We start from the raw sequence: 24772 nt of genomic DNA, 5'->3' as shown, positions 1-24772 counted from the left end.
TTTTCGTTTCTGGTCTAGCGTTTGTAGGCGGTAACGAGTGTTCTGGTGCCCTGATCGTTCAGTACTAGGAAGTGGAACTCACTGCTCGGGTGCCCCCACTCCTCCACGTTATCAGCAGTGCCATATTTCTTGGCTTTACGACGGCGCTCTCGTTCCGCAAGAGGGTAAATGCGAAGCTCCGGGTTCTGGATGCGTTTGACCAGTGACAGCCACGGGGCTTTGGGTTTACCTGAGGTGATCCGTTGATTGTATCGTGATACAGCGTGATCTGTTACCAAGACCGTGCCCATTGCAGGTGTTTCGGTAGCATCAAAGGTGCCTGCGTAGCGTTTACGTTCAGCAAGCAGTTGCTCTGTTGCCTCCTTTTCGGTGTCGGCCATGAAATCCGTTTTAGTAGAGACCTCGATCAGCACTCCAGCCAGGCGAGATTGCAGGAAGGCGGCAAACTTTTGGGCGTACTTCTTGTCGGATCTTCCTCGTGCCAGCTTTTTAATTGCACCTTTTGATACAACCAGTTTATAGCCCTTTCCTGTACCTGGCACACGGCCAAACACTTGGCTCTCAATTAGTAAGTGGCGGATAGCACATAGCTCGCAGAGTAAGGCGCTATCGTCGTTTTCAAAATCGAGGGTGACATTGAGTATGCCTTTTCGTTGGGTACCCACACGCCAAAATACTCGGCTCTGGGTACTACTTAGTTGTTCTGATACGGTCGTTAATGTCATCATAGTTTTGTTTCCATCGAGGAACTGGTATGCATCGTCGCTAGTTCCGCCCTTATATGGTTTCAGTTAGCTTTGAGGAGTTACGAACATAAGCTGTTGACCATGTTCATAAAGCACCGGGTAAGGTAGTGTTTGCCCATCCTTAAAGACGGTATTGGGAGGAAAGTACATAGCTGACCATACAGGGAGGCTGGCACTTAACTGCCGATAGAATTCATCGACCGGAAAGGAAACCTTTTCAGTTGTCTGCTGGAAAATAATTCGGCTGTATTGACTAGGGTGATTAGAATCTAGAATAAAACTTGCACCTGGCCCAGAAGTGATAAATTCAGGTGTTTGCCAATCATTTATCCGAGCCACGTGAGTTGCAATTACGCAATGCTCAGGTTTGCAGCCGAACTGAGGCGCATCCACTGTCCATATATTGATATCCCAGCCATTCAGTTTTGGCATTGTAATACCTTTGTCGGCCAGTTTTTCAACGATTATTCCCATATTCTGGGCTGTATTTATTAGGCTTGCATCCACAAGTTCCTCGAATTTGATACGTGCATTATCTTTATTAGTAGCTTCTGTTTTGGGCATCCAGGCCATTAACGATGGGCGAGCGGACGGGTTATCAGGTGTCGCCATGATATTTCCTGCATTGAATGCTAGAGTCTGAGCGCCAGTCATCCCAGACAATGGCGCATCGAGTGAAGTTAGCAGGGCTGTTGCATTTAGTGCGCGAAGCAAAAGTGATTTTTTGTAGGAGTTAGTACCATCTGAGGAGTCTTGTAAGTCTTGATCGTAAATCCCGCCAGCTCTAGCAATGTTTAGTGCTCTACTCTGTTGTGTATCATATTGCTTTGGTGATACAGCGCAGCCGTTTAAAAAGAGGCTGCAAATGATAGTTGATAATAACAGTGTCAATTTGTGGTTCATTCGTCATTCTCCATTTGGTGAGATTTGTTTCATATATAACATCTCATGGAAAACCATAAACGCAAGTCTAAGAAAGTGGCTTTTTCAAATGTTTTTAACCTGTCACGAAAGAACAATTTAAAGTTAATCCCGATTGCTCCCAAAGTGGGCAATTAGAGCGCTAAGGAATAGCCCTAATGATTGAGAAAATAGAAACTCAAAGTCGGATGGAGAGTTTCTATTATGCGGAAAACAATTTTGGCGGCGATTATCGCTGCATTGACAGTAACCGCCCCGGTTTCCGCCGGGGGGCTACAGTCTGAAATGGATCGCTTATTCAATGAAATGAGCAATACCACTTTGCCTGGTGTCCATGAGTCACAGCGTCGGGGGGTCTTCACTGGGGGGCGCTATACCGTTAAGTCACGCATCTATGAGCAGAACCTTGTTTCCTTTACTCCGCCATCCTGGAAGGCAGGATGTGGTGGGGTTGATATGTTTGGCGGGTCGTTCTCATTTATTAACGCAGAGCAGCTAGTCACGATGATGCGAGCAGTTGCGGCCAACGCAAAAGGTTATGCGTTCCAGTTGGCTCTGGATAACGTTTTCCCGGATGGGGCGAAGTGGATGGAGAACTTTCAGAAAAAGGTTCAAGCATTAAACCAGCACTTAGCGAATAGCTGCCAATTGGCGCAAGGGATTGTTAATGACGCGACATCGGCATTTGATATTCAGCATAAAACCAAGGCATCTATTAAGGCAACGGGGGCTGGGCTTTATGACGATATGTTCGGTTCGGTACAAGAACAAGACGGGGAAACTCCACTACGGAAATTGAAGAATAACGATCCAGCCAAATATCAAGAAATGATCGGTAATATTGTTTGGAAGCAACTGAAAGTTAACTCCGTAAGTACCTGGTTTCAATATGGTGACACTGCCCTGCTTGAGGCGATGCTTTCACTTACTGGTTCGGTGATCGTTGGCGATTTGGTGGCAGATGCCAGTGGAGGTGATACTAACCCTGTATCGCGCCTGCCTGGGGGATTAGTTTCCCTTTCGGATCTTGTAGGAGGTGGTCAAGTCAAAATCTATGATTGTGATGATGACTGCTTAGCGCCAGCGAGACAAACTGTCACCATAACCAGCGTTCGTCAAAAAATTTATGAAGCGTTCACAGGAACAAATTCTCGACCGGGAATTGTTTTCAAGTACAGGAGTAATATTGGTTCGATCACTTCAGATGAGCAAGCACTGATCACAAACCTTCCAGCCTCGGTAGGCACAATCATTCGTAACTTGGCAGTTCTCTCTGACAGTGTTGCTACTTCATTTGCAGATGAAAGTGCTACTGTTATTGCCAATGCGATGGTGTACGACCTAGCGACACAGATGATTTCGGCGGCAGAATTAGCGGTATCCAATGCCGACTCACCGCATAAAAATGAGGTGATGGATCAGTTAGAGCGAGCGCGTAAAAACATCGAGAACGAACATCGGCAGATGGTCGAGCAGTACGGTTCAGTCAGTGACATTGTGACTCGCTACAACCAAATCATCAAAAATGTTCAGGCGCAACGTCTCAGCCTCACCAGTTCTAGGGGAGGTGCGTAGATGCCTGAGTTTACGATTTATAGCATCGGTGATTCAGAGCTACTAGAGCAGGTACTGATTGCTGTTGCGATGATCACTGGTACGAATGACTTCACTAAAATGGCTTCCATCGGGCTCTTGGTCTCCGTGGTTATTGTGTGCGTCAAGGGGGTGGTACAGGGAGGGCGTGGTATTGAGATCCAGCAGGTGCTTATCGGCTGGATTGTATATGCAATGTTTTTCGGGGCATCATCTCTGGTCAAAATCGAGGATGCCTACACTGGTGATGTCCGTGTTGTTGCCAACGTACCCATGGGACCTGCGGCGATTGGGGGAATGATCTCGAATATCGGCTATGTCCTGACCGACAAGTTCGAGACCGGGTTTGCGACTATTACACCTCAGATAACGCGGAAAGGGTTTCTGTCCTCATTAGAGTTGATCAGTGCGCAACGCCAGCTTGCGGGAAATGCCGCACTCTGGGCTAGCTGGGATAGTGCTGTCGGAGGTGGCTCAGCGGACATGCAGCGTAGCTGGCGAAACTACGTTGCTGACTGTACCGCTATCCGTTATCAGTTGGCTGACGTATCCGAATCGAATTTGAAGAATCTGACCTGGCGCGAGGCATTGCGCTTTTCGTCAACGGTCTATGGTACTGAGATTTTTGTGTCACCTAGTGGGTCGACAACTCCAAATTGTACTGACGCCTGGACTGATCTAATGGTTGCCACGGATACGGCATTCGACTCTGGAACTTCTCATGAATCGATCAATTACCTACTGGGTCTGACTGTCGCTGGTACAAGTGGCGTTAATCCTGTGGCGGAAACAAACAACGCGCTTAATGACCTGTCGGCAACAGGAATCATTAGCTCTGACATGCTCAAGGCAGCGATCCTAACCCCGGTGCTAACCGAGGGCATGGGGCAATATTACGAGTCCATACAGCAAGGCACTGCCTCACTGATGATTGAGCAGGCGGTGCAGCAGCGAAATACTCAGTGGACTGCGGAGCAATCGGTATTTGCTACTGTTGTCAGGCCGATGCTGACATTTATAGAAGCTCTGGTATACGCCATTGTGCCGCTAATGGGGCTGCTCATCGTGCTGGGAATGATGGGGATTCAACTGGTCTTTAAATACTTTATGACGTTGATCTGGATTCAGCTATGGATGCCAGTTTTGGCTGTGGTGAATCTCTTTATCTATAATCGCAGCACTGCCTCCTTACAGGACTACATCACTTCTGGCGGTGATCCAACAAGCTTCGAGGGGATTCTTCACGTAACGGATATGATGAGCAATGATCTTGCTGTCGGTGGAATGATGGCTTCTGCCATACCAGTCCTTACTTTGTTCATTGTTTCTGGGTCAATTTACTCACTGAACTCTCTGGCTGGCCGCATGAGTGGTGGTGATCATATCAATGAGAAGATCTCTTCCCCTGACTTACTGCAACCTGCGCCGTTAGCCCAACAAATGCCAGCCCACGCTTTCAATGCTCTTCAGGGCGGCTTACAGGGAGGTGCTAATGGCCTAATTGATAAAATGAATTTCTCTAAAATGTCTTCTGAAATGGTAAGCAGTGGACATGCAAGAGCGGCGGTTGCCCAAGACGCTTTTCAGAATCAGCTCTCGAACTCATTCTTCTCTGGGAATAGTGCTGACAAGTCCTATCAACGACTCCAGAGCTTTGGGCAGATGCTGAGGGCATCTGATAGCAGTCAAGCCAAAGCGATAGTGAATGCTGGTCAACAGTACGCTAAAGAGCATGGCCTTGATGGATCTCAGACCAACGCAGTTATTGGTGCGATTGGTGCCAGAATTAGTGCTGGCGTGGATGCAGGAAAGTTGGTTTCTAGTTTAATGGGGCCAGCTGGTTCGGTTGCCAGAAAAGCTGCTAAAGCGGCTGGAGCAGAAAATCCTGTAGATATGAGAGGAGACCTCAGTGCAAATGCTGAAACCCGCTCAACTGCCGCAAGAACTCAAATGACGAAGGATTTGGATCGAATTGCTAATGACATTGGGTTCTCCAAGGATGATACAGCAGCACTGACCAATGATGTTGCTAATCAGATTAGTGACGATAAAACGCAGCGGTTTACTGAGTCTGTTGGTGAGGATCAGCGTCGTGGACTGACTCATACTGCCTCCCAGATGCTGACTGCTCAGGATACCTATCAGCGGTTAGCAAGTGCTCAAGAAGTGCTGGGCAGTGTGACGTCAGCAGACATGCAAGCTATTGCTGGATCGGTTTTGAGTGATCAGGCGTCAATGGCGAATTTGAGCCAATACATGCGGCAGGCTCCTAGTGAGTTACGCCAGGCCGCAACTAATCGAGCACGACATTATAAAGGTCTTGGTATGGACGGAGACCGGGCTTCAGTGGGTGGGGCTCTGTATGCGATGCTTAACTCAGAAGATTTGCAACATAGAACTCAGGCAGCGGAAATTGTTGCAGGAACAATTGGAGCTAAAAAACCGATTGCAAATGCCAGTGAGGCGCAAAGGCACAGCCATTTCGATAGCGGGGCTCCCCAAATAGATAGCACACTAATCACCCAAGGGGAGAAAAACTTGAACGCCCCTAAATTGATGACAGCTGAGCAGAAAGCCAAACCTAAAACGGATCTTCCCGGAGGAGATAGCGATGTTTATGCCGCTCACGGTGAGAACCTGGATAACGTAAACGCGCAACACGGTCAAAATCGGAGCGATTTTACAGGGCAACGTTTAGGGGAGCTACGCAACCGCATTATGGCTAATGATGTTGCTCCCTCAACTTCATCTCAGGTTTTCGCTACAGCCGAAGGAGCTGGCCGATTTATCGAGAAATTATTTGGTGGAGCAGGAGCTGCTGTAGATGGCTTCTCTGATAATTTTGGAAGCTCAATGGGTCGTCTTGCCAGTATGACCTCTGAGCAGCGTGATCAATTCATTGAAGATGCTAAGCGTGGTGATGAATACGTTGAGCAGGAATGGGGGGGTGCAGGTAAGGCATTAACAGGAATGGCTTCCCTTGGTCGCGGTATTATGGGAGCGGGCGTATCAGGATACAACGCAGCTAAAGAGTGGCTGACTGGTGAATCGGATCTCTCCGAAGCAGCGAAAGGAATGAGTCTCCAGGAGAGAGGGATGTTTTTTGCGTCAGCATTGGCTGCTGCTAGTGAACACAGTGTTGAAGCTGCGGAACAGTTTGTTGAGCAATATGGTGATGAGTTTAGGAGTATGGCTACGGTTGCCGGGGCCGAAGCCGGGCTCAATCAAACAGGTGCTCAGTTGTTCGCAGCTGCATTGACAGGGGATGAACAGCAAGTCACCAACTTGAGGGAGCAGATGCGAACTGAGGTTGGCGACACTGAACTTGCTGACCGTATGAGCAACATCATCCAGACTTCCGCAGATGCGGGTAAAGATCAAGCTGCTGGGTATCTTAATCCAGTGGCGCGATATATGAGTGTAAGCAGAGGTCAGTAGGTTCTTTCAACTGAGCTAATGTGCGGATCGTATGGGTGCTCATTCGATCCGTAACAGTAGCTTGATGACCAAGATTGAGTGTCTCTGAGACTGTTTGTTGTGTATTTATTTTCAATATCATTAACATTCAGTATTGAAGATGCTGAGCGGCCATTGAGCCATTGGGCATAGAAGCACACGGCAATGATTAAAACAATCAGACCCAAAATACCGGCTACTTTGACACAAAAGAACAAAGCAGCCATGAAGGCTGAAAACTTAATTGTTTCTCTGAACATTACTGATCCTCTATTAATTTAGATGTCCCTAATTGACATTTAACATGGAATTTATTTTTGTCAATGCGAGTGGAGGAATTTAGATGATAAATAAAAATAGAGATTTAGGTTATTTACTTGAAGAACTTAAAATACAAATTATCAGGGGGAGAGGTCCCTGGCTTGTAGGAAGAGTATCGCTTGAATATGAGGGAAAAGTGATTGTGGTAAGCGGGAAAGCCCTAGAGCTTATGTTGGAAAAAACAGAGTCTATATTGTCGATGATACATGTTCGGGCGACTATCATCGCTGGACAAAGACGGAATCCTTTTCTCTTGTATTCAAAGGAGTATGAGAAATTATTTCTCATCATAGTGAAAGAGAATGAAGAATGCTTAGTTTTAAGAGACAAAATATGGTCGGACTATAAAATTAAAAGACCATAAAATGATTTCATAAAAAAATATCATGTGTGTTTTTTGATCTCCCACTTGACCCTCAAACGGGAAAGTATAAATTTATATCTAGGTTATTTATGAAACATGTTGATTTATTAAAAATGTTCCGTCAGAACAAAGTTGAAATTGTAATTCTGAGGGAAGTCAGAAAAAACTATTTTCAGATTGAAGTTAACGCTGAGATTCTTATTTCAAAAAGAGGAGGTAGGCGCGAATTGAAAATTGAGACAGCTAAAAAATATTTGGAACAGCTAGGGTGTGAAAAATTTGTCGTATTACTAAAGGATGAAAATAATGAAGAGGTTAATTTATTGGGTAGGAGTTAGCTATACGCTGGGTGTAGCAGCAACTGTAACATTCAGCGGTATTGAGACAAAGCAATGGTTATATGCACTAGCGTTTCCGGCCGTTGTTACAGCACTGTTTATTGCTCGTCCTAGCTTAGTCAGAAAAAACTGATAGAGGAGAGCGTTTCAATGACATGTAATAGCAGCTCCTTGATTCCGAAAATGATAGATCATGCTCAAAAGAGTTTTGGTGTAGCCCGATTTAATGAAAACGTATTTGAATTTGATCTGTGCCTATGGACGCTTTTGAAAAGCCTGTCCAGCCTTTATCCGAAAGAAGTCTCCGAGCAATTTTCTCTTCCATTGGATACTGTGGCCGCTTTGGCTTCGGCAAGCGAAAGTCAACTCAAACTGTTGTCATCTGGTGCCATAATCTCCTTCAAACTCTCTGGTTGTGAAAAGGACTACATCGAGTACCTAGAAGGTCACTATGATCACGTCAGTCTTATAAATAATCAGGATGCTGGGCTCAGCTCCGCCTATTGGCTGCTCATGGGCCGAATAGCACATGACAATACGGACATAGCAGCCCAGATATTTGATGTAACTACATCCCTAACCAAATCGGTGGCCGCAGCCACCGACAACCAGCTTCGTAGCTTAGCCTGTGACAAGGATATGCCATTTGTAATCCGTTTCTCTCCCGAACTGGTGAAAGAAATTCTGGAGAGTGACGAATGCCACGTTACTCATCTCATCTTAAAAAAACATCAACAATCTTTAAGCACTGGAGGCAGATATGAGCTGTAACAGTAACTTGTCACGATGGGGCATAGCTAGGAATATGGCACTCATAGGCTACATAAGCCAAATTATCATGATCGAAACCGGGCTCACTTATAAGCAGATTCGCAGATTATACAAAGAACTCAAAGATGAAGGACTTACGATCCGTAGGAAGAGCCACAAAGTTCGTGGTGGTGCAACAATTATCCATAGTCACACCTCAAAGATAGAAGCATCACTGCTAATGCAGCTCTATTTTAATATCACAGGAAAAGCAGCATTGCGATCTATCAACATCAATACTCTTCATTCTGCGTATAAACTTTACAGCGCAGTCAGAAGTGAAACGCTTGGTATGCATGGAGCGCGCTGGCAGATGCTAGATATTACAGACGCATGGTGTTTAGCCCAAGAGCTGCGGTCTGGTGAAGCGATGATAGAGACATGTCCTAGCTGTAAGTGCAATTACTTTACATCAGTGAATCAACGAACATCTGTGAATTGCCCTTTCTGCTTAAGCTCACCACAAGCTAGTAGCACAAAAAAAGAAGCAACGATTACGACAGTTTGATGCCAAATACACCCCAAATGGGCAATTACAGGTGCGTAAGAATTTTAAATACTGAAATAGCATGAACCATTGAAAACGGAGGTATCGTCTATGGTTCATCACCCCACATCAAGGTTTATCTCGTGTGTGCTTATTGTCACAATGTCACTGTTGCCAACCCACGGATATACAAATCAACCAACAAATCCTGCTAAGACTGGTCGAGAAGCTCAAAATTTTGGTCTTGAAATGGCCGCAGAGTTTGAGCAGCCCTCATATGAGGCTGGCAATGTTCACTTTAGCGGCGGTGAAGCCATCAATGTGAATGATCTTTTCCCTGGCACATCAGGCCAGAACGATGATCCGTTAAGTGACTATTTTGCAGACGGTACACAACCTAATGTGGACGTCCTGAAAAATATCTGGGACTCCAGTGATGGGATGGATGATGTAGGGAGCAACACTAAAAGCTCCCTGTGGCATGATGCTAACAGCGATAACCCTTCGGTTTCTGGAGCTGCTTATAAGGTTCTCCTCGATGCCACGAACCAGTCCAAGCCCGATTTCAGCAATGATCCGTTGATGAATCTTAGCCGAGAGACCTACGACAATATCGACATAATAGCCGAGGGGTTTGGGGATTGTTCGGCTGAAACCATTATCAAAGATAAAACCATTAAGTCACATGTGCCTGATTATTATTCATGTGACCGACTGTATAAGCCTAAAGGTAACTGTGCTATCACTCATACGATAGAGATTGCCGCAGAGCCAGCTGATATTGTCTTTCTTATTGATAATTCGGGTTCAATGGGTGGGGTCATTCACGATTTAAGGAACAACGTAGGGGCTTTTGCTCAATTGCTAACACAAGATGGTAGTGATGATTTAAGGCTTGGAGGTGCTGTTTACAGGCACAGTGATTATATCTTTAATCGTGTGGAATTGACTCCGGATTTTAACGCTTTTAAAACTTGGCTAGATGGCGTGAATGCAGCTAGCGCACCTACTTACCCATTTGATGCTATTACATGGGCTGCGAATCATTACCAATGGCGTGGAGGGGATATTCGAAAGGTTCTTGTGTTAGTGGGGAACGATGATTCCGCTGGAAATAAGTCAGCAGCAATCTCTGCACTAGCTTCAAATCAAGTAGAGCTTTTTTCTTTTCACAACAGTGGGGAAGTAAAGAGCATTGGTACACCATTAGCTGATTACTTCTCAGGGCCTTTACTCTTAAAGTTTGCGCAGAATCTTACCGTTGTCTCCGATAGATGGACGCCTCAAAGTTGCATTGAGAATGGGATTGCTTCATTAGAGGAGTTCTGTACGGGTTCTTATAGTGCTTCACCATCTAATGATGATACGTGCGTAATGCTTTCTGGCTTCCAAGTATGTAAAGGCGATCCTGTTTATAATTTACTTGGTGAACCGCCTTTGCCCAATGTACCGAAGTTAGCTGCACGAGTAGATGTCTCACAATTAGAATGTTCATTTAACCAGGGGCAAGGAACTTGTTGGTTCGATAAAGATGGCAACGAGCAATGTCTGGAAAATTACCAAGATATTGAGCAGTGTAAAAAATATGAAGATAACCCCCAATGTGGTTTCATTAGCTCAGAGTGTGTTGATGGAGCGAGAGGCTCACAAGGTAACTGTTATGTACATGAAGAGAAATATGATTGTGGTTACGATGTAGAAGTACCTAGCTTAGAAAAAGAAACCGAGTATTCATGTGGTGGGCCAATCCGATGTATGGGGGATGATTGCCTTGATATAAACAAAACTCAGAGTGCTGATTTTGCAAGAGCTTCTGCATTGTTAAATGCGGCACAGTTCATGACTCAGGATATGAGCTGTGAAGATATTACAGGAGAGAACAACACATATTGTAAAGCGTTTAGCGGTGATCAAGGCGAGTGTAAGGTAGCGGTTGGCGGCGCTCAGGATTGTTGTGAAAAGCCTAGCGGCTTATCGATGGGGGATTATCTCACACTTATCATGTCAGTGCCGAAACTGGACGGTGCAATTCTTTCTCTTCAAGATGGCAGTGCAATAAAAGGTGCATATCAGGCTATCCGTGATCCTGCTATAAGTGGGTGGACAGAGATAACGAAACCTTTCACGTCTTATATGGAAAATATTACAGGTGCTATTGATAACTTTACTAAGCCAATAACCGACTTAGCTAAAGAGGCTATCCAAGCGTTAAAGGATGAAATCGCCAAAATTACAGGTAAGGCTCTTGGTAATGCATCTGCTACGGGGAGCACAGGTGTTGCTGTTGATGCACCCGAGGGGATGATGGAACAAATAGTCGGAGAACAAGCGGCGAGTATGCTCAGCGGCATTATGGCCGCATATACCGCTTACGTCGTGGCAATGATGATCATTCAGATTGTGTGGAAATGTGAAGAAGAAGAATTTGAGCTTAATGCAAAAAGAGCTTTGAATAGTTGCCATCAGGTTGGGTCATATTGCAAAACAAAAGTGCTTGGTGCTTGTATCGAGAAGCGTCAAACTTACTGTTGTTTCAGTTCGCCATTATCAAAAATTATCCAGCAACAAATCAGACCGCAGTTGGGGCTGAGTTGGGGGTCTGCGAAGGCACCTCAATGTGACGGCATTCCTTTGAACCGTTTGGCTGAGGTTGACTGGGAGCAAGTAAACCTCGATGAATGGTTAGGATTGTTACAGGCGAATGGTAAGTTTCCAGAGTCATCTGCGATTGACCTTGATGGCTTAACTGGTGCTGGGAGTATTTTTAATACCGATGGCACTCGTTTGAATGCTGAGGATAGAGTTCATGCTCGCCTGGAGGGAGTTGATCTGGAAAAGGTTCGTAAGGATGCAGCGGATTCAATCTTACTGGACAAAGGAGCTGGGAACTAACAATTATAGATATGCGTCTGTGTTACTCTGAAATGACTAGTGCAGGCAAAGGGGGAACTATGGAATTATGGATTTGGTTGATTGGTCTTATCGCCACGATCGCCAGTGTCGGAGGGGTGTTTTGGTACGCAGGGCACTACCAACGTAAGCCGAAACGGGATGTTTCTAAATGATCTCTAGAGTTAGGTATCGTGTTGTTTTCGGCAACCCTACTCGATACCTTTTCAAGCGGTAAGTTAATAAGTTCAGTTGCTTATAGTTAATTAGGGGCAAGTATCGAGTGTACCGTTTTTAACTGTACCGTCTGGCTGGTACAGTTTTCAGCATTTACTTGTGGCTGGAATTCATACTACCCCTTGTAGCTTAAGCAACTTCGAGATATTTGGACTTACACCTAGTTTGGTGAAACTGTACCGATTCGCGACAAAACGGTACACCAACTCCTTGGAGTAACTGTACCGTTCGCTGATTCATTTGAGTCAACAATGCTGACTTGCAAAACAAACGAGCGTTTATTTTACGTGGCGGTGGTCGAGATTTTCATGCCAATAGATTGCATTTTTGTGTAAAATAATCTGTAAATAAATCTATGTAAAATATACCTACGATTGTTTCAAGTTGCATATGAAAATTGGTTATGCTCGTGTTAGTTCTGACGAACAGTCAGAAACCCCTCAAGTAGACGAACTTGTCGCTGTTGGTTGTGAAAGAGTTTATCGAGAAAAGCTCAGTGGCAAATCGAAGAAACGTCCGGAGTTAGAACGTATGTGCGATTCACTTAGAGAGGGGGATGTGGTGGTCGTGCAACGTTTAGATCGTTTAGGACGAAGCTTAAAGGACTTGATTGAGCTTTTAGATAGTTTTAAAGCTAAACATGTCCAGTTCGTAAGTTTGAATGAAAGCATTGATACAACCACAGCGGTAGGTGAGCTAGCCTTCCATATGATAGGTTCTATTGCTCAGTTCGAACGAAAACTCATATCTGAGAGAACAAAAGCAGGATTGGCAGCCGCTAGAGCTAGAGGTAGAAAAGGTGGAAGAAAGGAAAAGCTATCACCTTCTGACATTAGAAAAGCTAAAGCTATGCTGCTAGATCCCGAAGTAACTAAGACTGAAGTGGCACGTCACTTTAGTGTAAGTAGGCCAACACTGAACAAAGCATTATCTAGAGCTTAAGAATGATTAATTTCGCAATGGTAGAAAGCAAGGACATAAAAGATGGCAGGGCCTAGAAGTTATACAGATAAAACATTGAAACGACTATTCGGGCTTGCTTGTAATCGTTGTTCTTTTCCTGGTTGTGAGGAAATCATGAGCGATGAGTTTTCTGCCAAAAACTCGAACATATGCCATATCGAAGCGGCCAATGAGGGAGGGGAGCGTTGGAACAAGGATATGACGGATGAGCAGCGGGCAGATTACGATAACTTAATACTTCTATGCGTTCGCCATCACGATATAACTGATGATGTCAACAAGTATACTGTACCAATTTTGAAGAGTATGAAAAAGTCGCACGAACAAGATATGGAAAGGCGAACATCAAGTAAGCGCCCTCTGAATAAGCGACCATCTTTACTAACAGATGTAATAAACAAAATTGTCAGTGTTGATATTGATGGTATAGAGGATACGCCCGTAAAAAATGGCTTTTCAATCGAAGATAAAATCAAACATAACCATGTTGTTACAAATCAACCTTTGATGACAGAGTATAAAATTTATCAAGGTAAAATTAATGCGTTATATGGTGAGTTTGAAAAAGCTGGAAGTGCTAAAAAAGAAGGGGTTTTACGTGCTATAAAACACGTGTACCTAAATGCTAAGGGAGAGGTTTTGGGAATAGATCAATCTCTGGAAAATATTAGAAAACATGCAGATCAACTGATTGATACAGTGAGAAGAAACTTGCATGAGATAATCGATGATAGCGCGAACAACGATTTGTCGGTTGCATATGAAGATGTTGAGTTTGCGGTGTCAATTCTTGTGGTTGATGGTTTTCTCCGTTGTAAGATACTGGAGGAACCCATAACGTGATTATTAATCCAAATAAGCATCCACAAAGGCAGCTCTATTATCTCGGGGCAAAGACCCTTGGTATATTGAAAAAACATGGTGGCAATTCGGACTTTTTTGAAGCTTACCAAGAGCTGAAAGAAGAAGAAGATATTTCTGTTATGCTATTTATATTAACATTGGACTGGTTGTACTTGTTAGGAGCAATCAAATCTGAGGATGGCTGGATTAAACTATGTTCTTAAAGTCCTTACTAATAGAGTGTGATACACACATCATCCGAAACATCCCTTTCCATAAAGGGATGAACTTTATTGTTGATGAAACTAAAGCATCAAATAGTAGTGCGGTAAATACGGGTAATAACATAGGAAAAACCACAGTTATTCGTCTTATAAACTATTGTTTAGGTGGAAATGAAAAAAATATTTATCAGAGTAAGGAGTTTAAAAATAACATAAATGAAACAGTTAAAAGCTTCCTTCATGATAAAAATGTTAAACTGACACTTAGGCTGCAAGAAAACTTAGAGGATCCGTTATCTAAGCAAGTCGAGATCTGTAGAAATTTTCTCTCAGGTTCAAAAAGAATCCTGGAAGTTGATGGTAAGCCTGTTCTGTCAAAAAATTTAGATATGGAGCTCAAAAAGAAAATTTTCTCTTATGAAGAAAAAAAACCAACTTTTAAACAACTAAAAGCGAAAAATATAAGAGATGAGGCAGAGCGATTAGAAAATACGGTTAGGGTACTTGGTAACTTTGGTAAGTTAGAAGAGTACGAAGCGTTATATCTTTTTTGGTTAGGCATTGATTACCCTGACGCAGAGAAGAAAAGATTACTTCTTGAAGAGAGAAGTATTGAAGATAAGCTGTATACTCGTCTATTTAACGAAAATAGTGAATCTAAATTAAAGCAATTTCTCACTATCATTCAGCGTGACATTGATAATTTAGAAATAAAGAAGAATAGCTTCAACATTAACGATGAGTATGAATCTGACTTGGAGCTTTTAAATGAAACAAGGGCTAACTTAAATTCATTTTATTCAAAGCAAAGTCAACTTGAACTAAGAAAAGATCTGATCGAGGAAAGCTGTACAGAGCTAATGAATAACTTAGCAAGTACTCAGACTTCGCTTTTGTCAGAATTATATGAGCAAGCTAATTTGCTTCTTCCTGAATTGAAAAAAACTTATAGTGAGACTGTAGCATTCCACAATAAAATGATTGAGGAGAAAATACACTTTGTTTCTGGTGAGATTCCAAATATAGATGCTCAGTTATCGAAGCTAAACTCAGATATTCAAGATAGTTTGGTTAAAGAAAAACAGCTGGTAGATAACCTTAATAAATCAGATGCAATTGATGATTTACAAGAAATAATTTCACAGTTAAATTCTAAATATGAGCAAAAAGGTCGATTAGAAGAGAAGCTTGAGCAACTCGTATCTTCGAGAGAAACGTTGGAGGGTATTGATAAAAAACTTTCTGATATAGATAAATCTATTTACGCATTAGACGACTTAGTACAAGAAAGAGTTTCTAAGTTTAACCAATTCTTCTCTGAGATATCAAACAACCTGTATGGTGAAAAGTTTGCATTGAGTGCAACTTTTGAACAAAAGAAAAATACAGATCAGCATTTCTATAAGCTATATATTGACTCACTAGATGGGCAGACTGGTACAGGTAAGAAAAAAGGCGAGATTGCCGCTTTTGATATTGCTTATGTGAAGTTTGCTGAATCAATTGGAATTGATTGCCTTCATTTTATAATGCATGATCAAATGGAAGTCGTTGACGATAATCAAATCGAGGGGCTTGTACAAGAAGTAATCAATTCTAATTGCCAGTTCATTGTCCCGATATTGAGAGATAAGCTCCCTGTTGCTATAGATAAACCTGAGTATCAGGCTCTATCATTGTCTCAAGATGATAAATTATTTAAGATTTGAATTAAAAAAGCGTAGATATGATGACACTTTAACGTTTCAAGTGTCATCATTATCAGCTAAATCTACAATTATCTTTGGTGGCAATAAATAAGATAAATAAATTATGACCTTTCAATTTCATTTTGCCTCTTAAGCAGATTAAATTTCTCATGTACGCGATTTGGGAAAAGCTCAGTGTAAATTTGCCAAAGGGTGTTTAGATTTCTATGACCAGTTACTTGAGCTACTTCTTCAATTGAAAAGCCTTGTTCAAATAAACGGCTTGCTCCTTCTCTCCTAAGATCATGGTATCTAAGGTCTTTGATCCCTAGTGAGCTTCTTACACGTTGAAAGCCAGCGGAAACACTTTTGCTGTTGTAGGGGAAGATACGGTCGCAGGTCTTAGGTTGTCTATTCAGGATTTCCCAGGCTTCTCCTAAAAGTGGAACCCACATATGATTCCCTTCTTTTTTACGAGGGTCTTTACGATCTCGTACCTTAACAGCTCTAGTTCCTTCGTCTACGTCTTCCCATAGAATTTTGCATACTTCACCAATCCGCATACAGCTCAAAATAGAAAAATCCAGAATATCTAAAAACGGGATATGAGCAGCACGATGTTCTTGTCTTCTCCGAAGTTCTACCTTGATTCTGTTCAGCTCTGACGTTTCAGGGCGTCGGCTTCTTCGGTTTGATTTAGCAATTAGATTGTGTTGATAAAGAGTATAGTAAGCTTCCTGTACGACAGAATCGTTAATATCTATACCAAAAATTGGCTTTGCAGCTCTAAGAACACTGCGAAGATATGAAATATCACCGGACACTGTTTGAGGGCTTGTTCCCGCATCATTACGATCTTTACAGTGCTGAACAAGGTTGGCTACGGTCAACTTGTTCGCTTGTATTTTCGCTAATTCTGTATCGACTAGCATGTTGAGGCCATAACGTTTTGAACGACCTATGCTTTTCGCAATGTGAGGTTCATTTAAGTACATGATGATCAGCTCTCTAAGAGTAACTTCCGGGCTTTTACCAGGTAGGCCGTGTGTTTCGAGTTTGGATACAAGCGCCGTGCCCCATACTTTTGCATCGGCTTTTTTCCCGAAAGTACGAGATTCACGATATACTACGTCATTACCTTTTTTTAATCGAACAACACATCTATATCGCAGCACCCCTTTGCTGGTTTTACGTTTCTCCAATGTAAAGCTGGCCATCTATGGTTCCTTGATAGTTGTTCGAATGCGTGCCCCATATGATACTGGGATACATATGGGGCACGCAATAGCGAAAAATGATTGAGAATAATTGAAAATGAACCGAGAACAGAAAATAGATAATTCTTTGCAAAATATGGACTTGTCTAGTAATATTGACGTGTCAAAGAGTGGAAGATTTAGCGTGGCACCCATGTTAGATTGGACCGATCGTCATTGTCGCTACTTCCATCGCTTAATGACCAAAGAAACCCTGCTGTACACTGAAATGGTGACGACAGGTGCGATCATTCATGGAAAAGGAGATTTCCTCGCTTACAACGAAGAGGAGCATCCGTTAGCCCTTCAGTTAGGTGGTTCAAACCCAGAAGATTTGGCCAAGTGTGCCAAGTTGGCGCAAGAACGTGGCTACGATGAGATCAACCTAAATGTGGGTTGTCCATCTGATCGTGTGCAAAACGGTCGCTTTGGTGCTTGCCTGATGGCGGAGCCGCAATTGGTCGCGGAGTGTGTCGCTGCAATGAAAGAGGTGATTGATGTTCCTGTTACGGTTAAAACACGTATCGGTATTGACGATCAAGATTCTTATGAGTTCCTAACGGACTTCGTATCGATCGTCTCTGAGAAAGGCGGCTGTGAGCAGTTCACTATTCACGCGCGTAAAGCGTGGCTAAGTGGTCTGAGCCCGAAAGAAAACCGCGAGATTCCGCCGCTGGACTACCCACGTGCTTACCAATTGAAGCAAGATTTTTCTCACTTAACTATTGCTATTAATGGAGGTGTGAAATCTCTGGAAGAAGCAAAAGTGCACCTCCAGCACCTAGATGGTGTGATGATTGGCCGTGAAGCTTACCAAAGCCCTTACTTGCTTGCCTCGGTAGATCAAGAACTATTTGGTTCTAATGCCCCAGTGAAGAAGCGCAGTGAAATTGTTGAAGAGATGTACCCATACATTGAAGCGCAGCTTGCGAAAGGTGCGTATCTTGGTCATATCACGCGTCATATGTTGGGTTTGTTCCAAAATATGCCGGGTGCTCGCCAATGGCGTCGTCACATCAGTGAAAATGCGCACAAGCCAGGTTCTGGCCTAGAAGTGCTGCAGGATGCGTTAGCGAAGATTCCAAAAGAGCTGAATGTGTAAAATTCACCAGTGGTTGGCTAAAAATACCAACTTACGGACAGCGAAGCCAGAGCGCAGAAATGCCTCTGGCTTTATTTTTATTTAAAAATCATAACCTTAATTTGTTTTGGATAAGTTGGTATGGAAACTGCTCTAGTCGTTTAAAACAAATGGAGAAGTGATTATGTTGGAGCTGATCTTTATTTTAGTATTTGCCGCGACCTTATTAGTAACAGGCATCACGATGATGACAGTGTTCGCAGCAACAGGTATTGCGTTGGTTGTGATGTTTTTACTTGGCATGATCGGCGCGGTACTCAAACTATTGCCATGGCTGATAGTCATCGCATTGGGTATTTGGTTCTTTAAAAACTTCGTTGCCCAACCGCGTTATAAATAGTTGGGTATAGACGATTTAGTTGATAGCGAGGCGTGAGAGTATGGTATATTTCCCCTCACGCCCTCATTGTTGAATATCAGCTATCTCGGAGTACACATTCCATGACAAATAAAGCGACCATCGCTTTAACAGCATTATCATTAGCCGCATCTCTTCCTACATTCGCAGAATCTTCTTTTTCCGCAAAAGTGGGGGCAGAAGTATGGGGTGCAGATACAAAAGTTAATGAAGTAAGAAGAGATAGCAGTACAACGGGTACTTTTTACGCTGCCATTGAGCACGATGTGAAATACGTACCGAATGCACGTCTACGTTACTCAAGTGTTGATGCCGATTACATGGGCTTTGATAAACTCGATTTAACCATGTACTACCAAGTGCTAGACCATGATCTATTGCATTTTGATGCGGGTGTTACATTCAGCAATCTAAGCGATACGAAATACATTGATGCTGGTACAAATAAGCGTACTGAAGAGTTTGATGAGCTTATCTGGGCTTGGTACGGCTACGCAGAGATCCAAGTGCCTAATACGAACTTTGATGTGATTGGTGAGATGAACTTTGGTGACAACAAAGGCATCAAGAGCACGGACTTAATGGCTGGCATTCAATACCATGTGCCACTACAAGACGCTCAGTTGGCTTTTCGTGGTGGATACCGCGTGATCGATTTAGAGTCGGAAGTGTTTCTTTCAAGCTTAGGTAAAGAGTTTATCTTCGCAAATGGCTTCTTTGTTAGCGCGGAATACTCATTTTAATTCGATTCCTTTCTTCAGTTTTAAAAACGCCACGATATAAGTGGCGTTTTTTTATACCACTTCATTATATCTATTCGAATTTCTCTCCCTATTTTGTTCAGGTAGACCATGCTTATTTAGGAGCAATGGGAAAGTTAGAGCAGGGATAGCGATGACAATAAATGAACTAAGACATCTATTTCGTGAAAACCAGCTTGTTGAAGCCATTATTGAGCCAGCAATCCAAGAAGGTGGATGGGTTGTTGAGTTTAGGCATGCGCGAGGTGGTTTCGTGTTTCTGACCGACAGTCACGGTGAAGAATGTTTGTATGAAGATTTAGATGCCGCCTCAAAATCAGCCATGGCGGTGGGCTTTCAACAAGTCCGCATCGAAGATCGCTGAGCAAAAAGTAAGCCGTTCTTACTTCCAAAAAGTTATAAAACATTCACTTCTATTCTTTCTTGTTATTAAGGAGAGTGGGTACTCTATCGTCACGCAATGAATAGGGATGTCGTGATAATGTCTTTTCAAAAGAATGAGTATTCTCACAAGAATGTGTCTGAAGATAATAATGGGCAAGGCGGAAATCCTCCGATCGCAAGCCCTCTGAATGACCAACAATTTAATTCACTCCAACAAACTGTCTCTGAGTTGTCTTCGCAGCAACTTGCTTGGGTCAGTGGGTACTTTTGGGGTTTAGCTCAACATCAACCAAGTGCGGCGGCAACACCAATCGCCCAAGCAGCTGCCGCAGTATCAGCAAAGCCTGCCGGTAAGTTGACCATCATTTTTGCTTCTCAAACCGGTAACGCAAAAGGTGTTGCCGAAGCGTTGGAACAAGAAGCAAAAGCAGAAGGAATTGCAGTAGAGTTGTTTGATGCAAGCGACTACAAAGGCAAAAACTTAGCCAAAGAAACGCACGTCATCATTGTTGCTTCTACCAACGGTGAAGGTGAAGCGCCAGACAATGCCATTGAGTTGCACGAGTTCTTACAATCTAAGAAAGCGCCTAAGCTATCAAACCTTCAATATGGTGTGATTGCATTGGGTGATTCTAGTTATGAGTTCTTCTGCCAAACTGGTAAAGACTTTGACACGTACTTAGCAAAACTGGGCGCGACGTCTTTTATTGACCGTATTGACTGCGATGTGGATTACGAAGCGGCAGCGGAAGAATGGCGCAAGAATGCGCTAGGTAAAGTTAAAGAGACACTATCTTCTGGCAATGAAGCGGAAATTGTTCAACTTCCTGTAGGGCAAGCGGCAGCTTCACATTCTCAGTACAACAAACAAAATCCATACACAGCGACGTTACTCACCAGCCAAAAGATCACGGGTCGAGACTCGGGTAAAGATGTTCGCCATATCGAAATCGATCTAGATGGTTCGGGTCTGACATACCAACCAGGTGATGCTTTGGGTGTGTGGTACGAAAACAGCTCTGAGCTTGCTAATGACATTCTAGGTAAAGTTGGCTTGTCTGGTGTTGAAACAGTTGACGTTGATGGCGAAAGCTTATCGATTCACAGTGCTTTAGTAAGTAAGTTCGAGATCACGACATCTAACCCGCAGCTAGTGGCTAAGTTTGCCGAGTTATCTGGTAGCAAGAAACTACAAAAACTGGTGGAAGATAAAGACAAGCTTCGTGAGTACTCAGCCAACACTCAAATTGTTGATGTATTCGCAGAGAAGAAAACCAAACTGACCGCAGATGAGTTGGTTGGTTTATTGCGCCGTTTGACGCCTCGTCTTTACTCTATTGCTTCTAGCCAAGCCGAAGTGGATGAAGAAGTGCACCTTACCGTCGGGTTGGTTGAATATGACCACAATGATGAAAAACGTTACGGTGGCGCATCGAGCTTCTTAGCTCAACGTCTAGAAGAAGGCGGTGACGTAAAAGTATTTGTCGAGCACAACAATAACTTTAAACTGCCAGAAGATGATAATACACCGATCATTATGGTTGGGCCGGGCACTGGTATTGCGCCATTCCGCAGCTTTATTCAAGAGCGTGAAAACCGCGATGCTGAAGGTAAAAACTGGTTGTTCTTTGGTGATCGCACGTTCACACAAGATTTCTTGTACCAAGTGGAATGGCAAAAATACCTTAAGTCGGGAGTGTTAAGCCGCTTAGATGTTGCTTTCAGTCGTGACCAAGTAGAAAAGGTTTATGTACAGCACCGCATTTTAGAAAACGCCGCGCAAGTATGGCAGTGGATTCAAGATGGCGCTTACATCTATGTATGTGGTGATGCGACTCGTATGGCGAAAGACGTACATGACGCATTGGTCATTGTTGCGGAGCAAGAAGGCAAGATGCCGCGTGACGGTGCAGAACAATTTATTAATGATTTACGTAAAGCGAAACGTTATCAGAGGGATGTGTACTAATGACTTTTTCTACTGAAAATAACAAGCAGATTGTATTAGGCGAAGAGCTAGGGCCACTATCTGATAACGAACGCCTAAAAAAACAAAGCAATCTATTACGTGGAACCATCGCCGAAGATTTGCAAGACCGAATCACTGGCGGCTTTACAGCGGATAACTTCCAACTTATTCGTTTCCACGGTATGTATCAGCAAGACGATCGCGATATCCGTAACGAGCGTACCAAGCAAAAGCTTGAACCTCTTCATAACGTGATGCTTCGTGCTCGTATGCCTGGCGGTATTATTACGCCAACACAATGGCTGGCGATCGACAAGTTTGCTACAGAACACTCGTTATATGGAAGTATTCGCCTGACGACGCGTCAAACGTTTCAGTTCCATGGCGTACTAAAACCAAACATCAAGTTGATGCACCAAACGCTAAACAGCATCGGTATTGATTCAATCGCGACAGCAGGAGACGTTAACCGTAACGTACTGTGTACCACGAACCCGGTAGAGTCTGAATTGCATCAAGAAGCTTACGAGTGGGCGAAGAAGATCAGTGAACACCTTCTACCTAAAACTCGCGCGTATGCTGAAATTTGGTTAGACGGAGAAAAAGTCGAATCGACTGAAGAAGATGAGCCGATCCTGGGCAAAACTTACTTACCACGTAAGTTCAAAACAACCGTAGTCATTCCTCCACAAAATGATGTGGATGTCCACGCGAATGATTTGAACTTCGTTGCGATTGCCGATAACGGCAAATTGGTTGGCTTTAATGTGCTAGTGGGTGGTGGTTTGGCGATGACGCATGGCGATACGTCGACTTACCCACGTCGAGCTGATGACTTTGGTTTCATTCCTCTAGAAAAAACCTTAGATGTCGCGGCTGCAGTTGTAACAACTCAGCGTGACTGGGGTAACCGTTCAAACCGTAAAAACGCTAAAACCAAATACACACTCGACCGCGTCGGTACAGATGTCTTTAAAGCAGAAGTAGAAAAACGTGCGGGCATTCAGTTTGAAGCTAGCTGCCCGTATGAGTTCACTGAACGTGGTGACCGTATTGGTTGGGTAGAAGGTATCGATGGTAAATTCCACTTGGCGTTATTTATCGAGAATGGTCGATTGCTGGATTATCCGGAGAAGCCGCTGAAAACGGGCGTCGCTGAAATCGCGAAGATCCACAAAGGCGACTTCCGTATGACCGCCAACCAAAACCTAATTGTTGCGGGTGTACCTAAAAGCGAAAAAGCGAAGATTGAAAAGATCGCTCGTGAACATGGCTTAATGGATGACAATGTCAGCGAGCAGCGTAAAAACTCAATGGCGTGTGTGGCATTCCCAACTTGTCCTCTAGCGATGGCAGAAGCTGAACGCTTCCTCCCTCAGTTTGTCACGGATGTTGAAGGCATTCTGGAAAAACACGGATTGCCAGAAAATGACAATATCATTCTGCGCGTGACCGGGTGCCCAAATGGTTGTGGCCGTGCGATGTTGGCTGAAATTGGTCTGGTAGGTAAAGCGCCGGGTCGTTACAACTTACATTTGGGGGGGAATCGTGCTGGTACACGTGTACCTAAAATGTATAAAGAGAACATCACGGATAAACAAATCCTAGAAGAGATTGATCTGCTGGTGGCTCGATGGTCGAAAGAGCGTGAGGAAGGCGAAGCCTTTGGCGATTTCACCATTCGTGCAGGCATCATTCAAGAAGTGTTCGTATCAAAGAGGGACTTCTATGCTTGATTCTGTGGCTTCCAAACCGGAGCTGGCGGAGTTACTGACATTAACAAAGACGGAGCAAATTCTCCGTCTTGCGCAAATCAATGTCGAACTTGAACCGCTGTCGGCACAAGAGCGAGTAAAGTGGGCTTTGGAAAATCTGGATGGAGAGTTTGCGGTATCCTCAAGCTTTGGTATCCAAGCCGCTGTCATGCTTCATCTTGTGACTCAAGAAAAACCTGATATCCCAATTATTCTTACGGATACCGGATATCTGTTTGCAGAAACGTACCGCTTTATTGATGAGTTGACAGAAAAACTCAACCTTAATCTAAAAGTTTATCGAGCGGAGCAAAGTGCTCAATGGCAAGAAGCACGTTATGGCAAATTATGGGAGCAGGGCGTTGAGGGGATCGAGAAGTACAACAAAATAAATAAAGTCGAACCAATGCGTCGTGCATTGAAAGAACTTAATGTTGGAACATGGTTTTCAGGTTTACGTAGAGAGCAAAGTAAATCACGAGCGGGTTTACCGATACTGTCGATTCAAAATGGCGTGTTTAAGTTTCTGCCCGTAATCGATTGGACTAATAAAGATGTTCACTACTACCTCGAGCAACATGGTCTTACCTATCACCCACTTTGGGAAGAAGGTTACTTGTCTGTTGGGGATACACATACGACACGTAAATGGGAGCCAGGAATGTCAGAGGAAGAGACTCGCTTCTTTGGTTTAAAGCGTGAATGTGGACTTCATGAAGATGATGGTAATGAACAAGATGGTTCAGGTATCTAGTTACAGATATATCTATCTATCTATAGAAGAAAGCTGCGATCATGCAGCTTTCTTTATTTATAGGCATAAGTAATGGGATTAAAAATACACATTTTAGGATAACTCTGTGGATAAGTTGTTTGATAGTTTTGGGTAAAGTTGGATAAATAAAGCTTTGGGCGAAAAGTCGTCGTTTAATCATTATTTTTGCAATTTTTGCAAAATAACACTTGCCAATGTGAGCGCGATCTCTATAATGCCACCTCGTCGACAGGGCAAGGGCTCGCAAGGGTTTCAGCAAGGTTGGCAAGGCTAAAAAGAAAAACGAAATAATTTTAAAAAAGTGTTTGACACAATAAATTATCTCGCTAGAATGGCCGCCTCTTCCGAAGTGGTGTGAATCACAAAGAAGAATAGCTCTTTAACAATATAGACCTATCAATCTGTGTGGGCACTCGTTGATGATAATCCAATTCGATACTTCGGTATCAAATTAGGTTTCAATGAAACGAAGTGACCATTGAATCTTCGGATTC

Annotated in this window: 21 protein-coding genes; 18 read left to right on the top strand and 3 right to left on the bottom strand. The window is 43.5% G+C overall.

The features are described from left to right. Positions 1–14 precede the first annotated feature (14 nt). Positions 15–728, bottom strand: a complete 714-nt coding sequence (locus NL646_RS20535) for a hypothetical protein (protein ID WP_253664626.1) — start codon at positions 726–728, stop codon at positions 15–17. Between the two features lie 63 nt (positions 729–791). After that, positions 792–1649, bottom strand: coding sequence for a hypothetical protein (locus tag NL646_RS20530; protein ID WP_148534088.1), 858 nt, complete (start codon positions 1647–1649; stop codon positions 792–794). Between the two features lie 222 nt (positions 1650–1871). On the opposite strand from NL646_RS20530, the gene NL646_RS20525 reads away from it, so the two are divergent. The 11 genes from NL646_RS20525 to NL646_RS20475 all read left to right on the top strand — a co-directional run bounded on the left by NL646_RS20525 (position 1872) and on the right by NL646_RS20475 (position 15901). Continuing rightward, positions 1872–3242 (top strand): conjugal transfer protein TraH, encoded by a 1371-nt coding sequence (locus tag NL646_RS20525; RefSeq protein WP_029789951.1) that lies wholly within the window; start codon positions 1872–1874, stop codon positions 3240–3242. Next, the gene (locus NL646_RS20520; protein WP_253664625.1) at positions 3243–6698 is read left to right on the top strand and encodes a conjugal transfer protein TraG N-terminal domain-containing protein; all 3456 of its coding nucleotides are present in this window, start codon (positions 3243–3245) and stop codon (positions 6696–6698) included. Positions 6699–7059: 361 nt separating this feature from the next. Continuing rightward, entirely contained in the window at positions 7060–7401 is a 342-nt protein-coding gene (locus tag NL646_RS20515) for a hypothetical protein (protein WP_148534090.1), read from the top strand. 89 nt (positions 7402–7490) lie between these two features. Beyond that, positions 7491–7739: a hypothetical protein gene (locus NL646_RS20510; RefSeq protein WP_077672958.1), complete on the top strand. Its 249-nt coding sequence runs from the start codon at positions 7491–7493 to the stop codon at positions 7737–7739. Between the two features lie 150 nt (positions 7740–7889). After that, complete coding sequence (locus NL646_RS20505) at positions 7890–8510, top strand: hypothetical protein (RefSeq protein ID WP_000128321.1); 621 nt, start codon at positions 7890–7892, stop codon at positions 8508–8510. Then, positions 8500–9057, top strand: a complete 558-nt coding sequence (locus tag NL646_RS20500; RefSeq protein ID WP_001277754.1) for a FlhC family transcriptional regulator — start codon at positions 8500–8502, stop codon at positions 9055–9057. The genes NL646_RS20505 and NL646_RS20500 overlap by 11 nt, the downstream gene beginning before the upstream one ends. A gap of 90 nt (positions 9058–9147) precedes the next feature. Beyond that, positions 9148–11928 (top strand): conjugal transfer mating pair stabilization protein TraN, encoded by a 2781-nt coding sequence (gene traN, locus NL646_RS20495; protein ID WP_253664624.1) that lies wholly within the window; start codon positions 9148–9150, stop codon positions 11926–11928. A 624-nt stretch (positions 11929–12552) separates the two neighbouring features. Next, a complete protein-coding gene (locus NL646_RS20490; RefSeq protein ID WP_029789943.1) occupies positions 12553–13104 on the top strand; it encodes a recombinase family protein in 552 nt (183 codons plus the stop codon). Between the two features lie 42 nt (positions 13105–13146). Next, positions 13147–13968 (top strand): ABC-three component system protein, encoded by an 822-nt coding sequence (locus tag NL646_RS20485; RefSeq protein ID WP_029789942.1) that lies wholly within the window; start codon positions 13147–13149, stop codon positions 13966–13968. After that, entirely contained in the window at positions 13965–14192 is a 228-nt protein-coding gene (locus NL646_RS20480; protein WP_029789941.1) for an ABC-three component system middle component 6, read from the top strand. The genes NL646_RS20485 and NL646_RS20480 overlap by 4 nt, the downstream gene beginning before the upstream one ends. Continuing rightward, on the top strand, positions 14183–15901 hold the full coding sequence (locus NL646_RS20475; protein WP_029789940.1) for a DUF2326 domain-containing protein: 1719 nt from the start codon (positions 14183–14185) through the stop codon (positions 15899–15901). Before NL646_RS20480 ends, NL646_RS20475 begins: the two co-directional genes overlap by 10 nt. A 101-nt stretch (positions 15902–16002) precedes the next feature. Here the strand turns inward: NL646_RS20475 and NL646_RS20470 are convergent, their stop codons facing one another. Then, positions 16003–17097, bottom strand: a complete 1095-nt coding sequence (locus tag NL646_RS20470) for a site-specific integrase (RefSeq protein ID WP_029789939.1) — start codon at positions 17095–17097, stop codon at positions 16003–16005. Between the two features lie 160 nt (positions 17098–17257). On the opposite strand from NL646_RS20470, the gene dusA reads away from it, so the two are divergent. From dusA to NL646_RS20435, 7 genes are all read left to right on the top strand, one after another. Next, positions 17258–18238 (top strand): tRNA dihydrouridine(20/20a) synthase DusA, encoded by a 981-nt coding sequence (dusA, locus tag NL646_RS20465; RefSeq protein ID WP_253664623.1) that lies wholly within the window; start codon positions 17258–17260, stop codon positions 18236–18238. Between the two features lie 163 nt (positions 18239–18401). Further along, complete coding sequence (gene pspG / locus NL646_RS20460) at positions 18402–18617, top strand: envelope stress response protein PspG (protein ID WP_005496590.1); 216 nt, start codon at positions 18402–18404, stop codon at positions 18615–18617. A gap of 101 nt (positions 18618–18718) precedes the next feature. Further along, on the top strand, positions 18719–19378 hold the full coding sequence (locus NL646_RS20455) for a TIGR04219 family outer membrane beta-barrel protein (RefSeq protein WP_005455819.1): 660 nt from the start codon (positions 18719–18721) through the stop codon (positions 19376–19378). 151 nt (positions 19379–19529) lie between these two features. Then, positions 19530–19760: a hypothetical protein gene (locus NL646_RS20450; RefSeq protein ID WP_005455817.1), complete on the top strand. Its 231-nt coding sequence runs from the start codon at positions 19530–19532 to the stop codon at positions 19758–19760. A 117-nt stretch (positions 19761–19877) separates the two neighbouring features. Then, a complete protein-coding gene (locus NL646_RS20445) occupies positions 19878–21749 on the top strand; it encodes an assimilatory sulfite reductase (NADPH) flavoprotein subunit (protein WP_253664622.1) in 1872 nt (623 codons plus the stop codon). After that, on the top strand, positions 21749–23485 hold the full coding sequence (gene cysI, locus NL646_RS20440; protein ID WP_253664621.1) for an assimilatory sulfite reductase (NADPH) hemoprotein subunit: 1737 nt from the start codon (positions 21749–21751) through the stop codon (positions 23483–23485). Before NL646_RS20445 ends, cysI begins: the two co-directional genes overlap by 1 nt. Further along, entirely contained in the window at positions 23478–24257 is a 780-nt protein-coding gene (locus NL646_RS20435; RefSeq protein WP_005477371.1) for a phosphoadenylyl-sulfate reductase, read from the top strand. Before cysI ends, NL646_RS20435 begins: the two co-directional genes overlap by 8 nt. The last annotated feature ends 515 nt before the right edge of the window (positions 24258–24772 follow it).

This window comes from Vibrio sp. Y20_XG_PY13 (genome assembly GCF_024181925.1).
GTDB lineage: Bacteria > Pseudomonadota > Gammaproteobacteria > Enterobacterales > Vibrionaceae > Vibrio > Vibrio parahaemolyticus.
The sequence above is the reverse complement of the archived record's forward strand: the minus strand, read 5'-3'. Positions and strand labels throughout refer to the sequence as shown.